This window comes from Brevibacillus borstelensis (genome assembly GCF_036700025.1).
In the GTDB taxonomy this organism is placed as follows: domain Bacteria; phylum Bacillota; class Bacilli; order Brevibacillales; family Brevibacillaceae; genus Brevibacillus; species Brevibacillus borstelensis.
This window is the reverse complement of the sequence record NZ_CP144922.1, coordinates 4,003,774-4,018,121: the sequence shown is the minus strand read 5'-3', so window position 1 is coordinate 4,018,121 and position 14,348 is coordinate 4,003,774. Positions and strand designations below refer to the sequence as shown.

General features: G+C 52.6%; 12 protein-coding genes and 1 other annotated feature. Of the genes, 11 read left to right on the top strand and 1 reads right to left on the bottom strand.

All coding sequences use genetic code 11. The features are described from left to right. Positions 1–69: 69 nt before the first annotated feature. Complete coding sequence (locus V5G20_RS19385) at positions 70–249, bottom strand: hypothetical protein (RefSeq protein ID WP_003387633.1); 180 nt, start codon at positions 247–249, stop codon at positions 70–72. Positions 250–435: 186 nt separating this feature from the next. Between V5G20_RS19385 and V5G20_RS19380 the strand changes: the two genes are divergently transcribed. From V5G20_RS19380 to radC, 11 genes are all read left to right on the top strand, one after another. Further along, positions 436–2,541, top strand: a complete 2,106-nt coding sequence (locus V5G20_RS19380) for a PP2C family protein-serine/threonine phosphatase (RefSeq protein WP_003387632.1) — start codon at positions 436–438, stop codon at positions 2,539–2,541. Beyond that, positions 2,538–3,767 carry an ATP-binding protein gene (locus V5G20_RS19375; RefSeq protein WP_024983982.1) on the top strand — a complete coding sequence of 410 codons (1,230 nt, stop codon included), beginning with the start codon at positions 2,538–2,540 and terminating at the stop codon, positions 3,765–3,767. The genes V5G20_RS19380 and V5G20_RS19375 overlap by 4 nt, the downstream gene beginning before the upstream one ends. A 95-nt stretch (positions 3,768–3,862) precedes the next feature. Next, positions 3,863–4,168 (top strand): STAS domain-containing protein, encoded by a 306-nt coding sequence (locus tag V5G20_RS19370; RefSeq protein WP_003387630.1) that lies wholly within the window; start codon positions 3,863–3,865, stop codon positions 4,166–4,168. 70 nt (positions 4,169–4,238) lie between these two features. Then, positions 4,239–4,492: a binding site (T-box leader), on the top strand. Between the two features lie 38 nt (positions 4,493–4,530). After that, positions 4,531–7,206: a valine--tRNA ligase gene (locus V5G20_RS19365; protein ID WP_003387629.1), complete on the top strand. Its 2,676-nt coding sequence runs from the start codon at positions 4,531–4,533 to the stop codon at positions 7,204–7,206. 43 nt (positions 7,207–7,249) lie between these two features. Then, complete coding sequence (locus tag V5G20_RS19360; RefSeq protein WP_003387628.1) at positions 7,250–8,620, top strand: bifunctional folylpolyglutamate synthase/dihydrofolate synthase; 1,371 nt, start codon at positions 7,250–7,252, stop codon at positions 8,618–8,620. A gap of 1 nt (position 8,621) precedes the next feature. Continuing rightward, the gene (gene murC, locus V5G20_RS19355) at positions 8,622–10,004 is read left to right on the top strand and encodes a UDP-N-acetylmuramate--L-alanine ligase (protein WP_003387626.1); all 1,383 of its coding nucleotides are present in this window, start codon (positions 8,622–8,624) and stop codon (positions 10,002–10,004) included. A gap of 137 nt (positions 10,005–10,141) precedes the next feature. Continuing rightward, complete coding sequence (locus tag V5G20_RS19350) at positions 10,142–11,134, top strand: ketoacyl-ACP synthase III (protein WP_031932363.1); 993 nt, start codon at positions 10,142–10,144, stop codon at positions 11,132–11,134. Positions 11,135–11,216: 82 nt separating this feature from the next. After that, positions 11,217–12,431, top strand: a complete 1,215-nt coding sequence (locus tag V5G20_RS19345) for a hypothetical protein (protein ID WP_311067619.1) — start codon at positions 11,217–11,219, stop codon at positions 12,429–12,431. A 248-nt stretch (positions 12,432–12,679) separates the two neighbouring features. Beyond that, the gene (locus tag V5G20_RS19340; RefSeq protein WP_003387623.1) at positions 12,680–12,922 is read left to right on the top strand and encodes a DUF4321 domain-containing protein; all 243 of its coding nucleotides are present in this window, start codon (positions 12,680–12,682) and stop codon (positions 12,920–12,922) included. A gap of 11 nt (positions 12,923–12,933) precedes the next feature. Further along, positions 12,934–13,518, top strand: coding sequence for a Maf family protein (locus V5G20_RS19335; protein ID WP_003387622.1), 585 nt, complete (start codon positions 12,934–12,936; stop codon positions 13,516–13,518). Between the two features lie 98 nt (positions 13,519–13,616). After that, positions 13,617–14,315 (top strand): RadC family protein, encoded by a 699-nt coding sequence (radC, locus tag V5G20_RS19330; protein WP_003387621.1) that lies wholly within the window; start codon positions 13,617–13,619, stop codon positions 14,313–14,315. The last annotated feature ends 33 nt before the right edge of the window (positions 14,316–14,348 follow it).

Genomic DNA, 14,348 nt, shown 5'->3' with positions numbered 1-14,348 from the left:
CAGATATTAGGTGGACTTTTGCAGGGCTCTCACCAGGTGGGGCGTTTTTTTGCGTACATGCACCAGCTATCAGAGCCATTCAAGAAGAATGGCGACGTACAGGATAGCCAGCAGTCCCAGCAGGATGACATCAAAGGATGTAGGAACGAATATCGTGCGAATAAATTGAAACACAATCAACGGAAGGAGAATTTGCCTGCAGCCGAATTTGATCCGCAAGTAAGTGGGGTGGTATTTCCAGCGAGACATCGCGATCACCTCTCAGCTCCAGTATATGCACAAGACGAAAGGCCAGTGTCTCCTTTCTCGAAACCCCCTGCTCGAAACGGAGCCGGATGCTGTATAATGAAAAAACCGACGTTTGGACCTGCCCTTACCGGGGAACAGAATGCAGAGGGGTAGCAGAGACATGCAAATGCAAAAAGGTGATCCGTAATGGTATGGAAAGCGTTGCTTTACGCGAGCGGCATAGGGGCAGGCGTATACATCATGCTTCTCTCCCGTCAATTGGTATCGATAAAGCGTTGGTACGACCTTTCGTTTTTACAAGGTGCCGGCTTGATCGCCTGGGGATTGTCACATCTGATGGTAAACCATCCCGACATTCTCATCCAGCAACTAAGCCTCCCCTTTGATATGCTGTATTACCTGTTTTTTCTCATGTCTATACATGCGTACCCATTGGCGCCGCATATCTACTATGACCGGTGGAAGAGTATTCTGGATGCAATGGCATTTGTAGCGGTTTACGGCGCGATGGCCCTTTGCTCATGGCTGTACCAAGAGGATGCGGGTATGATGATTGTCCTGCTGCACATCCTGAGCGGCATTCTGCTGCTGGCTCCGTGGACAACCGTTTTTCTGGCAAACGGGCTGGTACACGGTAAACAAGAAAAAGAATCGAAATTGTTGGTTGCGACTTTGCTGTTTACGGTGGCTGTCATGTTTCAACCGATCATGCCCACGGCGCTTTTTATGATCATGGGTTCACTGTCGCTTGGCATCTTGCTGTGGGCTCACATTCGTTTTCCACGCAACCCTTCAAAAGGGCGACTGATGAACGAATATGGCTATTTGCATGAACAGTTGAGGTTCAGCTTTCTTGACTCGAATTCCATGCAGGTATTGCTGTTTGTAGAGGTAGTCGCGATGTTTACCTGGCCCGATTCCCGCATCCATATAATCGGGATTGGAATTGGTGCCCTTATCACTGTTTTCAGATTATTCCTGACAAAAGGTTGGAATCAATCCTTGGTCCGTCAGATGATGGACACAGCAAGCAGTCTGGAGAAAAAATTTACCGAACATATGGATCAGATTCAACGAAAGAATGATCAACTCTCGCAAATCCTTGCCATCAAGCAAACCTATGAAAAAATTTTGCTGGCTAGCAATGAACAAAGCTTGCGCGAGGTCAGCTATGAAAATCTGCAGCAGGTGATCGAAGAGCTGGTGGATGCCTGGTTTTCCAAAATGGACAACCTCGTTTACTTGCGCATTTCTCTGGAATCGCAGGAAGGTGTAGTTTATTATGAAGTGGTCAGGGGAGATCCCAACCATCCCTATATCCAGAGAGACATATCGGAACAAATTGTGGTAGATGAACAGAGGGATACGCCGCTGGCACCCAGGTATGTAGTCATGCTGGCGAAAAGCACTACAGAGAGCGTGGAAGAACTTGAACTGGAGCAATCCTTTTTTCAATTGCTGGTCGTAAACGTGCGCGGACTGATCCTCAGATGCTTGCAGGAAAATCAGCTGCTGGAGCTGCGCTTGATGGAGCAGGAGATGGAACTGGCGCAAAAAATCCAGTTTTTGCTGATTCCCCGAGAACGGCTTGTCCTGCCCGGTCTTCAAGCCAAGGCTGTGTTCCTCCCTTATACCTATGTGGGCGGAGATTATGTGGACTACCTGATGCTCGATGAGCGCTTTACTTGCTTTGTGGTGGCCGACGTTTCGGGCCACGGCCTGCCAGCCAGCCTGATGACGACAGGAATCCGCAGCGCTGTCCGGGCCGTGACGCAAACCTATTGGAAACCTGAACTGATTTTGCATCAACTGAACAAATTGCTCTACGAAGATTTGAGCAAAACACGCTCGTTTATTACGATGCTGATCGCAGTCTACGATTCGGTAGACCACACATTATCGATCAGTCGTGCCGGGCACCCGCAGCCGTTCATATTGGACGGCTCCGGGGCAAGGCTCCTTCCATGCAGCGGCGGCCTGGGTCTGGGGTTGCTCCCGAATAGCGTCTACGTTTCAGACGAAGTACCCCTGGACCAAGACGGCATGCTGCTAGCCTATACAGACGGTTTGCTGGAGATGAGCAGAAAAGACTCCCAGCAATGCTTGCAAACGTGGTTGAAAGGATTTTCGAGCTTGCTAAGCGAGGAAAAGCGGTCGGGTGAAACCGACAGTATTGCGTTGGTGGAGAACTATGTCTGGGCGAGGACGAAAGAGGGTCTGCAGTCCGATGATATATCCCTGTTAATCCTGCGGTTTCAATCAGGTACGGAACAGGAGGAAAGGAAACGATGATGTTGTGTGAGGAGTGCCCGCAGAATCCTGCGTGTCAGAACTGTCTAGCTGCATTGCGGGCAGGAGCAGGACAAAAAGTGATACCTGCCCGCACAGTCAGGGTGAAGCTGGATTCCGGCGAAGTCGCATCGGCTGAACTCCGCGCTATCTGCCGGACCGCAATCGGTCTGTTCTGTCATGAACAAAAGCTGTCAGATCGGGTCGAAGTAGAATTGGCGTCCGACTTCCGGATTATTGGGAACGCTTTCCAAGGAATTCACGATGTTCCCTACTATGTGCTGGATATCGAAAAAGTGCTTCGCCGGGAAGAGGTTTTGGGGCGATTGCTCATGGAGGAATTCCTGCAATGGCATCATAGTGCGGAAAAGCAACCGACAGACATGCTGGCCGAGTTGAAAGAGCCAGAGGATGAACGGCACCGCCTCATCAAGGAAGAGCTGCAAAAGCTCTCTATCTTGCGTCAGGTGCAGAGCATTTACTTGTACGTAATGGAGAATGGAGACATAAGACCGATTGGAGCCCAGCGGACAGAAGAATTGATGGAAGGGGACATGAGGCGAGTAGCTCTAGAGGCCATAAAGAGCGGCACTTCTGTAAGGGAGCAGCTGGTCTCGTCCGATGGCAGCAAGATGTACGAAATGTATGCCTCCCCTCTGCCGGATCAGACCTGTGGACTGGCGTTGATCGATGTGACAGAGGCCATTGCCGAAGAGCGTCGGCGCCAGCAAAAAGAATGGGACATGTACAAGCAGGTCTTGGGGGCAGTCACCCAGGACAAGCTTGTTTTATTGACAGATGCGGAGTTGACGGTACTGGCCGAAGACGGACTGAAGCTGGCAACGGTGTTGATCCAGTCGGCGGAAGACCTGGCATTCCTCAGAACGGAGTGCAGGCGGATCATGGATGCGCTCCAGGTAGAGGAAAAGCGGAAGTTCCAGTATGTCGTGGCTGTCAATGAAGCGGCGACGAATACGTTGAAGCATGGCACCGGCGGGACCGTGACCATCCACCTCGCATCTGCGGAAAATACAGTACGTGTCATTGTACATGATCACGGGAACGGAATTCTCCTGGAGGAGCTGCCGAGAGCGACACTGCGACAAGGCTACTCGAGCAAGCATTCGCTGGGGGTTGGCTTTCACGCCATGCTCCAGTTTTGCGACCGGGTATGTCTGGGCACCTCTCCATCTGGTACGAGGTTGATTTTAGAGTGTATGATCGGTTAATTCCGATGTTTGGAAATAGAAAAACTTGGGTAACTTGATAACGGGGTAATTCGTTACATAAATAAAGAATGAAAGCGTGAGAGGAGTATGTGTGCATGGACTTCCAGGCAACAGAAACGAACGGACAGGCTACCCTTTACTTTGCCGGTGAATTGGACATGGCTGTAGGTGACAAGGTCGGCAATCTATTGCGCGAATACGGAGAAAGAAACGGCTCGGTTACGGTTGATTTTCGGGATGTGACGTTCGTCGATTCTTCCGGCATCGGCAATCTGTTTTTTACGACGAAAGATTTGCTCGCTTTGGGAAAGCGGGTAGAGATCATCAATGTACGCGAAGAAATAATGGACATCCTGCACGTCCTTGGATTTGCGGAAGCGCTCGGAATCACCGTGAATTAGCCAGGTGAAACCGGGTTTGACGGGCTGCACCTGGATTGTATATAATACGATTGACATGAAATGAAACAAAGTGATTGCTGTGAACGGGAAGAGTAGACCAGGACGCCTTGGCAGAGAGGAGAATCAGTAGCTGCGAGATTCTCTAAGGAAGGGATTGGTCGAAGGTCGCCCGGGAGTTGTTTCGGTGAATGCACATATTTTGTGCTGTAGCCGCGACCGGCTAACAACCGTTATCTTGTCAGAGTGAATGCGGCACTTCGGCAATGGATGCGAAGGCTTGCATTAACAAAGGTGGTACCGCGAAACAATCCTTTCGTCCTTTGGGATGGAAGGTTTTTTTATTTTCTTAAGGAGGCATTGCCATGTCGAATCAACAAGCGACCAATGACATTGATCAGCTGCTGCCGAAAAACTACGATCCAAAGGCAGCCGAATCCAAATGGTATCCGTACTGGATCGAAAAAGGCTTTTTCAAAGCAGAGAGAGACCCCCAGAAACGTCCGTTTACAATCGTTATCCCGCCGCCAAACGTAACGGGAAAGCTGCACCTGGGCCATGCCCTGGACACGACACTGCAGGACATCATCACCCGAACCAAGCGCATGCAGGGATACAGTGCGCTGTTTTTGCCGGGAATGGACCACGCCGGTATCGCGACGCAAGCTCGTGTAGAAGCGACGCTGCGCGAGGAAGGCATCTCCCGTCACGATCTGGGACGTGAAAAATTCCTCGAGAAGGTGTGGGAATGGAAGCACATCTACGCCGAGCATATTCGCGAGCAGTGGGAAAAGCTCGGTCTTGCCCTTGATTACTCGCGCGAGCGCTTTACGATGGACGAAGGACTTTCCCGTGCCGTTCGCGAGGTATTTGTACGTCTGTATGAAAAAGGACTCATTTACCGCGGCAATCGGATTATCAACTGGGACCCTGCTGCCCGCACGGCCCTGTCCGATATCGAGGTCATCTATAAAGAAGTAAAGGGCGCCCTGCATCACATGCGCTACCCATTGGCAGACGGAAGCGGCTACATCGAAGTGGCGACGACGCGTCCGGAAACCATGCTTGGTGATACGGCAGTAGCCGTTCATCCCGAAGACGAGCGTTACAAGCATCTGATCGGCAAAACCGTCATTCTGCCGATCGTTGGCCGGGAAATTCCGATCGTGGCAGATGACTATGTAGACCCTGAGTTTGGTTCCGGTGCCGTAAAAATTACACCGGCCCATGACCCGAACGACTTTGAGCTCGGTCAAAGACATCAGCTTCCGCAAATCGTCGTCATGGACGAATCAGGGACGATGAACGAAAATGCGGCTGGCTATAAAGGGCTGGACCGTTTTGAGTGCCGCAAGCAAATCATCAAGGACTTGACCGAACAAGGCGTCATGTTCAAGATCGAGGAGCACATCCATCAGGTTGGACACAGTGAACGCAGCGATGCCGTCGTTGAACCGTATCTGTCCACCCAGTGGTTTGTCAAAATGCAGCCCCTGGCAGATGCGGCGATTGCCAACGCGTACAGCGAGGACAGTGTCAAATTCGTGCCGGAGCGCTTCAAGACAAACTACCTGCGCTGGATCGAGAATATCCGCGATTGGTGCATCTCCCGCCAGCTCTGGTGGGGCCACCGGATTCCGGCCTGGTACTGCCAGGATTGCGGCGAGACCATCGTTTCCCGCGAAGATGCAGGTGAGTGCCCGCACTGCCACAGCCATCAGCTAGTGCAGGATCAGGACGTTCTCGACACCTGGTTCTCCTCGGCGCTCTGGCCATTCTCGACGCTGGGCTGGCCGGAAGAGACAGAGGATATGAAGTACTTCTATCCGACCAATGTACTGGTTACCGGCTACGATATCATCTTCTTCTGGGTAGCGCGGATGATTTTCAGCGGACTCGAATTTACCGGTAAAAATCCGTTTGACACCGTTTTGATTCACGGCATTATTCGGGACTCCGAAGGACGGAAAATGTCCAAGTCGCTGGGCAACGGGGTTGACCCGATGGAAGTAATCGAGAAGTACGGAGCGGACGCCCTGCGCTTTACGCTCGCAACGGGAAATTCGCCGGGTAACGACCAGCGTTTCTACTGGGAAAAAGTAGAGGCGAACCGCAACTTCGCCAACAAGATTTGGAATGCGTCCCGCTTTGCTTTGATGAATCTGACAGGGTTTGGCTACGAGGACATCGATCTTAGTGGAAACCTGTCCACACCGGACAAATGGGTTCTGTCCCGCCTGCAGGCGACGATCAAAGACGTTACCCGTCTCATGGATGCGTTTGAATTCGGCGAAGCTGGCCGCGTCCTGTACAACTTCATCTGGGATGACCTTTGCGACTGGTACATCGAAATGGCGAAGCTGCCGCTGTACGGCAATGACGAGGCAGCGAAAAAGACGACCCAATCCGTCCTGGTCACTGTACTCGATCAGACCTTGCGTCTCTTGCATCCGTTCATGCCTTACATGACCGAGGAAATTTGGCAAGCACTGCCGCATCAGGGAGAAAGCATCACGGTTGCAGCCTGGCCGACAGTAAATGAGCAATTGATTTTCCCGGACGCAGAGGCAGAAATGAATCTGCTCGTGGAAGTCATTCGCAGTGTCCGCAACATCCGGGCCGAAGTGAATGTGCCGATGTCCAAGAAAATCGAGCTCTTGATCAAGCCGGGCGATTCTCTCACGCTGGAACGTCTCCAACGCGGTGAAGAGTACCTGGTCCGTTTCTGCAATCCGGAGCGCCTGGAGATCAGCGAGCAGCTGAAGACACCGGACAAAGCGATGTCCGCAGTCGTGTCAGGCGCGGAGCTTTTCTTGCCGCTGGCGGGATTGATTGATCTGGACCAAGAAGTGAAGCGTCTGGAAAAAGAACTGGCGACGCTGCACGGAGAAGTCGAGCGAATCGAGAAAAAGCTGAACAATCCGGGCTTCATGGCTAAGGCTCCGGAAAAAGTAGTCGAAGAGGAACGGGCGAAGATGGCCGGTTACATGGAAAAACGCGAGAAAGTAATGGCCCGCCTATCTGAGCTAAAAGGCGAATGAACCGCCGTACCTTCGCATATTTTTGAGAATGGAGCAATGCGGCATGAATGCTGAAGGATTGGAAGGATACACAAAAGCGCTAGACTGGCTGCACGGACTGCTTCGGTTTGGCCAAAAGCCGGGACTGGAAAGAATGCAGTGGATGCTGGGGCAATTGGGGAATCCCGAGAGACGGCTTGCTTTTATTCACGTCGCCGGTACGAACGGGAAAGGCTCTACCTGCTCTTATCTGAGCCATATGCTGATGGAGGCCGGATACAGTGTAGGGATGTTCACTTCCCCGTACCTGATCGATTTCCGGGAAAGGATTCGATACAACGGGGCGATGATTCCGCAAGCCGATTTGGTCGAATTGGTGGAACAGGCAAGGGTTCTTGTGGAGCGCTGCGAAGCAGAATCAGGATTTGGCTCTCCTACCGAATTTGAAGTGATTACACTCATTGCCATCCTCTATTTTGCCAACGTGACAAGACCGGCAGTCGTGGTCTGGGAAACGGGCTTGGGCGGACGACTGGACTCGACCAATGTCGTTTTCCCGATCGCAACCGTCATTACGAACATAGGCATGGATCACATGGACGTACTCGGAAACAGCCTTCCCGAGATTGCCCGGGAAAAGGCGGGGATCATCAAGCCGGGGGTACCCGTCATCACTGGTGAAAGGCGGGCAGAAGTGCTCGCGGTCCTGCAGGAGGCCGCAGACAGGTCGCGAAGTACGCTGTATCGCATCGGTTCCCATTTTGATGCGGAGCAGCTGCAGGAGCGGATCGGTGAACAACAGATCCGCTACCGGAGCATTTTCCGGCGGGCCGAGTCAGAATACCGGCTGGCAATGAATGGCCCCCATCAGGCAGAAAACGCCGCGGTATCGCTGATGACCATCGACGTTCTGCGCAATTACCTGTCTTATCTCCTGGAGGAAGAAGAAATTGTGCGCGGACTGCAACAAACTCGCTGGCCTGGGCGTCTAGAGGTAGTCTCGCCAAGACCAATGGTCATGTTGGATGGGGCTCACAATCAGGAAGGAATCGAGGCGCTGGTTGCCAGCTTGAACCGGTTGACGACGCCAAATACCCGGCTGCATTTGCTGTTCTCCGGGTTGGCGGATAAGCCGCTGAAAAGGATGGCCGAAGCGCTGAGAGGATTGCAGACAAACGTAGAAACCGTTCGACTGACGAAGTTTGACTTCCCCCGCGCCGCGGAGACTGGTCAATTGCAAGAGGCATTTCTTGCGGGAGGCTGGGAAGCTGCACGCTTGGATATTGTCTCCGATTGGCGCCAGTTTCTCGCTTCTTGGGTGAAGGACAACCGAGCAGCAAACGGCGACGACTGGTTGGTTGTCTGCGGTTCGCTCTATTTCATCGCCCAAGTGCGCACATTCTTTCCCACTACTGTAGAAGAGGCAGGTGAATAGGGTGGATCAGGCCCAACACGTCCACTTTGTGGGCATAGGCGGATATGGCATGAGCGCCATCGCCCGCGTCTTGATCGACCTTGGCTACAAGGTAACCGGCTCCGATGTCGCAATGAACGACTTGGCCAAAAAACTAGTACAGCGTGGGGCTGTCGTGCATATTGGACACGACGCCAGTCACGTTGCAGGATGCGATAAGGTTGTATATTCCACCAGCATCTCCCCGGACAATCCGGAGGTGGTTGCGGCGGCGGAAAGAGGGATTCCGGTTTTGCACCGTTCCCAAATGCTGGCCAGTATTTTGAATGAGCGTACGGGTGTGGCTGTAGCTGGCGCACACGGTAAAACGACGACGACCTCGATGATTGCCCATGTGCTCGAGGAATGCGGTGTTGATCCGACGTTCATCATTGGCGGCGAGCTGATGAGCGCAGGAACCAACGCGAAAGCAGGCAAAAGCGACCTCGTCATTGCCGAAGCCGATGAAAGCGATGGCTCATTTCTAGAATACCGGCCGGTTTATGAAGTTGTAACCAATATCGAACCGGATCATCTGGAGCATTTTGACGGCGATTTTGCCAACCTGAAGCGTGCCTACGCCAAATTCCTGAGCCACTTGAAGCCGGGAGGAAAGGCTGTCCTTTGTTTGGATGACCCGCATATCCGGGAACTGATGGCAGACATGACGGGAGAGGCAATCACGTACTCCATTCAGCCTGCATATGTGGATCAGGCAGATTTCAGTGCCAGGGAGATCGTTTGCGGAGACAGGCGGACCAACTGCAAAATTTACCGCAAGGATGTCTTGCTGGGAGAGCTCGTGCTGTTTGTGCCGGGTAAACACAACATCGCCAACGCATTGGCGGCAGTTGTCGTATGCCTCGAGGCTGGTCTTGCGTTTGAACAGATCGCAGCCGCCTTTACCTCATTCAGCGGAGCCAAAAGGCGTTTCCAGATCATCGGGGATGCACAGGACATTTTGGTGGTAGATGACTACGCCCATCATCCGACAGAGATTATGGCGACCTTGAATGGCGCGCGGGCATCGGGCCGTCGCGTAATTGCGGTGTTTCAGCCGCAGCGCTATACCCGAACGTACTTTTTGATGGATGAGTTTAGCAAAGCCTTCGGGGAAGCAGATGAAGTCATTATTACAGACATCTATTCACCTGCGGGAGAAGCGCGGATCGAAGGCGTCACGGCAGAGGTGCTGGTTGAAAAAATCCGCACCAACAGCCATCCGCGCGCCCAGTACATTCCGACCAAGGAGCTCGTGCAGGATCATCTCGCGCGATCGCTCAAACCGGGCGACCTCGTGCTGACAATGGGTGCCGGGGACATCTGGAAGTCGGCGCACTGGCTGGCGGAAAAACTGGTGAAATAACGCGTGCAAATGAAAGCAAGACAGATATTCATGGGAGCCTGGACGACAGTCCGGGCTTTTTTTCTTGTCAAAAGGAGCAAAAATCCATATAATTAGTACCAGGTACTAATACTAAGTGATAAAGGGGTGGCTGCAATATGTCTTTGGAAAGAAAATCCTCAGCGAGAATAACGGCAATCGGGACGTATGTGCCTCAGCGGATTATGACCAATTCCGATCTGGAGGAAATGGTGGATACATCCAATGAATGGATTGTGCAGCGCACAGGAATCCATGAGCGAAGAATTGCAGCGGAAGATCAATACACGAGCGATTTGGCGATTGCTGCGGTAGAAAACCTGATGCAGACCTGGGGCAAGGACGTCTCCGATGTCGATCTGGTCCTGGTGTCGACGACGACGCCGGATTATCCGTTTCCCAGTGTAGCGAGCAAACTGCAGGCTCATTTCGGGATGACTCATGCGGGAGCGCTCGACCTGAATGCGACATGTGCCGGGTTTACTTATGCCCTGCATCTGGCTGATGGCATGATCAGCGCGGGTTTGCACCGCCGCATCCTTGTCGTGGCAGCAGAAACGATGTCGAAAGTTACAGACTACACGGATCGCACCACCTGCATTCTGTTTGGGGATGGTGCGGGCGCTATGCTGGTGGAAGCGGCCCCGGGCCACGGTTCGTTCCTCTCCGCAAACGTGGGGGCAAAAGGAGAAGGGGGCATTCACGTCTATCGATCAGGGCTGTCTAGCCGGATGGGTGACCACGAGCTTGCCGGGAACGGCTTGATCGTGCAAAACGGCAGAGAGGTGTACAAATGGGCCGTAACCACCGTTCCCAAAGGAATGCAGGCTGTCGTGGAGAAGGCAGGCAAAAGCCTGGATGATGTGGATTGGTTTATCCCGCACAGTGCCAATTTGCGGATGATCGAGTCGATTTGTGAGAAGAGCGGGTTTCCGATGGAAAAGACGCTCTACAGCCTGAAATATTATGGCAATACTTCTGCAGCGACGATCCCGCTAGCCTTGCATCTGGGCATCCGGGACGGGCGGGTGAAACCGGGAGATACGCTTTTGCTGTACGGCTTCGGCGGAGGGCTGGTGCACGCCGGGCTGCTGCTTTCCTGGAACCCGTAAACACGTCCGCCCCGAGAGTCATAACCTGTCCCTCCCAGACGTATGCTGATACAAAGTAGCCTGGGTGGAGGAGGCGTTTATCGTGAACGGGGAAAGAGACAAAAGCAAGGTTACGGTGAGGCTGAACGGGGAGCAGTGGAACGGGAAGAGAACGGAAAAGGAGAAAAAAGCAGAGCAGCCGATGCGGTGGAATTCGGTTCAAAGCCAGGCGCCTGTGGCAAAGCCGGTCCGAAACGAGGATGCTTGGTCACGGCTGGCCCAGCTTCGCGCCACGTCGCAGACGGAGCCGAAAGAGCCGCGACAAGACGTGATTCTGCCAGTGGATGAAGGTGGAAATGAGCACCACACTCCAGGTGGCAGAAGGCCCATCATTGTGCCAGATTGGGTGCGTGATCAAGGGTGGGCGAAAACCTTGCTGAGCACAGGAGGAGCAGTAGCCATCGGCTTGCTGTTTGGCTTGCTGGTTTTGACTGTATTCAACCAGGAGCAGGTAACGCAATCGTACCAAGCCGTTTTGAGCGATACCGTTCATACATTGACTGCACAGGAGCCGGAGCCGAAATCAGCGACAGACCCGGGAGCAGCTTTGACGAAGCCCGTCTCATCCCAGACACAGGCCCCGGGACAAGAGGTAAAATTGAAGCTGCCCGATGAAAAGCTGTTTGTCGCTCAGGCCGGTGCATTTCAGCCTGACGTGCCAAGAGAGGACGTAGTCATGCCGCTCAAGGATGCGGGACTTCCGCATCTTCTGTACAAGGGGAGCGATAAGCAGTACTTGTTTGCAGCAGGTTCTCCCAACAGGGATGCTGTACTGGGCTTTGCCAGCATATTGAAGCAAAAGGGCATCGATGTGTATGTAAAGGAAATGACCTTCCCGGGAATTGACAAGGCAGTCTCCCTGCAAGCGGCGACAACTGGCGAGAAGCTGCCGGATGTAAACGGGTTTTTGCAGAACGGATGGAAAATAGCCAAGACCCTGTCTCTTCAATCCGGTGCGGTTGTCAGCACGGCCCAGCCGCCTTTGTCAAAGGAAGAGGAGGCTCAGCTAAAAGAGCAGCACCGTCAGTTTTTGGAGGAGAGTCGATTGCTGCAGACCTCTGAGCAATGGCAGCCCATGATCAACGGCATGGTGAACGGGATTAATCAGGCGATGACCGCACAGGGGAAAATGGCAGAAGCAGCGGCGGCAAAGAAACAGGCCAGCGCAGAATCATATGCCTGGCAAGTACAGACTGGCGTGCTCTCCTTCTGGGAATCCTATTCCGACTGGGTAGCCCAGCTTCAAAAAAACAGCTAGCCTAACGAAGCCTGCTTATCGCTCATACGCCTCATGACGCTCCCTTTGCGGCAGATTATTGCTCCGACATAAAACATCAAAAGATAGACAAATGGACACGGGACTTGCGGCATATATTCTTGCTGGAAGTCTTTTCTTTTTATACAGTAAGTACCAGGAGCAATCAGGGATTGTTTCGAGTGGTCCCATTTGCTACACTTATGGTTGGCAAAAATAGATTCCCTTGCTAAAAAGGGAGTGGAGAATTGATGAAGGGGAAAGAAACGCTTACACTTGTTTTTCTTTTAATTTCCGGGTTGTTATGTGGAAGCATCCTGGGAGAAGTTTTGGGGCCATGGGTCCCTTTTCTGACGAAGAGCAAAGAGATAACATGGTCACCAGCAGCCGATTTAGAAATTTTGAAGTACGACTTGAACCTTCAGGTAAAACTAAATCTGGCTAGTATTGGAGGGCTTGCCCTCGCGTTCTGGATATATCGAAGAATGAAGTAGGTAGAGACGACATGAAAACCAGTACATCTCTCATTTTGGCATCCTCATCTCCTCGCCGTCGCGAACTCTTGAAGACAGTGGGCTTCGACTTCACGGTCATGACCAGTGACGTAGATGAATCCACGCAGGAGGGGCTGCTCCCCCACGAAGTAGTCGAACAATTGGCATACCGAAAAGCCAGGGCTGTGGCAGACAGAGTAGAGAAGGGTATTGTCTTGGGCTCCGATACGGTTGTGGTTTTGGATGACATCATTTTGGGCAAGCCTGCTGACGAAGAGGAGGCGTTTCAGATGCTTTCTTCTCTTCAAGGACGGGAGCACGTCGTATACAGCGGGGTTGCTCTGATCGATGCCGAAACCGGTCGCTCCGAAGTAAAGCACAGCAAGACACAAGTGCGGTTTCGAGCGCTGACCGATCGCGAGATTCACGCATACATTCGTACCAAAGAACCGATGGACAAGGCTGGTTCCTACGCCATTCAAGGTATAGGTGCAACCATGGTAGAAAGCATTACAGGCGACTATTTTACTGTAGTTGGCCTGCCTCTTTGTCTGACGGCCAACATGCTTTCCCGTTTCGGGATTTCCTTGTTGTAACGTAAGAAAACGCGGCAACGGCCACACAGCACTTGAAACGCCTTCATCGCCAGCCGTTACTCGCACAACCTTCCTATGGAAGCTGGAGGCGGTAAAAATTGGCGCAAAAAGAGTGTAACAAAATGCACATGAAAAACGTCCCTTACTATGACCGTCCAAGGGAAAGACTGCTTCGGGAGGGAGCGGCTTACCTTTCGGACACCGAGCTGATTGCCATTATGCTCCGTACGGGAAGAGAACAAGAGACGGTTTTTCAACTGGCGCAGCGCTTGTTGGCCACCTTCGGCGACATCGGCGAATTGGCCCAAGCCTCTCATGCTGAGCTGACAAGGATCAAGGGAGTAGGCACCGTCAAGGCGGTGGAATTGCAGGCTGCGTTCGAGCTGGGCAGAAGGGTTGCCCTTTCTTCCCCCGAAAAGCGCACAACGATTCGCTTGCCGCGTGACGTCGCCAAGCTGATGCTTCCGGAAATGAGGCACTTGACCCAAGAGCATTTTGTTTGCTTGTTTCTAAACACAAAAAATCACGTGATCGGAAAACAGACTATTTTTGTCGGGAGTCTCGACGCTTCGATCGTGCACCCCAGAGAAGTCTTCAAAGAAGCGATCAGGCGCAGCAGTGCTTCGGTCATCTGCTTGCATAATCATCCGAGCGGCGATCCTACACCCAGCAGGGAGGATATTGCCGTTACGCGGACACTGCAGGAGGCCGGTGAACTGATCGGCATTTCATTGCTCGATCATATCATCATCGGTGACGGCAGCTTTGTCAGCCTAAAGGAGCAGGGATATTTGTAATCCCCCTGTTTCGCTAATGACTTACAATACTTA

Bases quoted from the DNA above. Each gene is read 5' to 3' on its own strand.
- V5G20_RS19385 (WP_003387633.1), bottom strand. From the start codon at position 249: ATGTCTCGCTGGAAATACCACCCCACTTACTTGCGGATCAAATTCGGC.
- V5G20_RS19380 (WP_003387632.1), top strand. From the start codon at position 436: ATGGTATGGAAAGCGTTGCTTTACGCGAGCGGCATAGGGGCAGGCGTA.
- V5G20_RS19375 (WP_024983982.1), top strand. From the start codon at position 2,538: ATGATGTTGTGTGAGGAGTGCCCGCAGAATCCTGCGTGTCAGAACTGT.
- V5G20_RS19370 (WP_003387630.1), top strand. From the start codon at position 3,863: ATGGACTTCCAGGCAACAGAAACGAACGGACAGGCTACCCTTTACTTT.
- V5G20_RS19365 (WP_003387629.1), top strand. From the start codon at position 4,531: ATGTCGAATCAACAAGCGACCAATGACATTGATCAGCTGCTGCCGAAA.
- V5G20_RS19360 (WP_003387628.1), top strand. From the start codon at position 7,250: ATGAATGCTGAAGGATTGGAAGGATACACAAAAGCGCTAGACTGGCTG.
- V5G20_RS19350 (WP_031932363.1), top strand. From the start codon at position 10,142: ATGTCTTTGGAAAGAAAATCCTCAGCGAGAATAACGGCAATCGGGACG.
- V5G20_RS19340 (WP_003387623.1), top strand. From the start codon at position 12,680: ATGAAGGGGAAAGAAACGCTTACACTTGTTTTTCTTTTAATTTCCGGG.
- V5G20_RS19335 (WP_003387622.1), top strand. From the start codon at position 12,934: ATGAAAACCAGTACATCTCTCATTTTGGCATCCTCATCTCCTCGCCGT.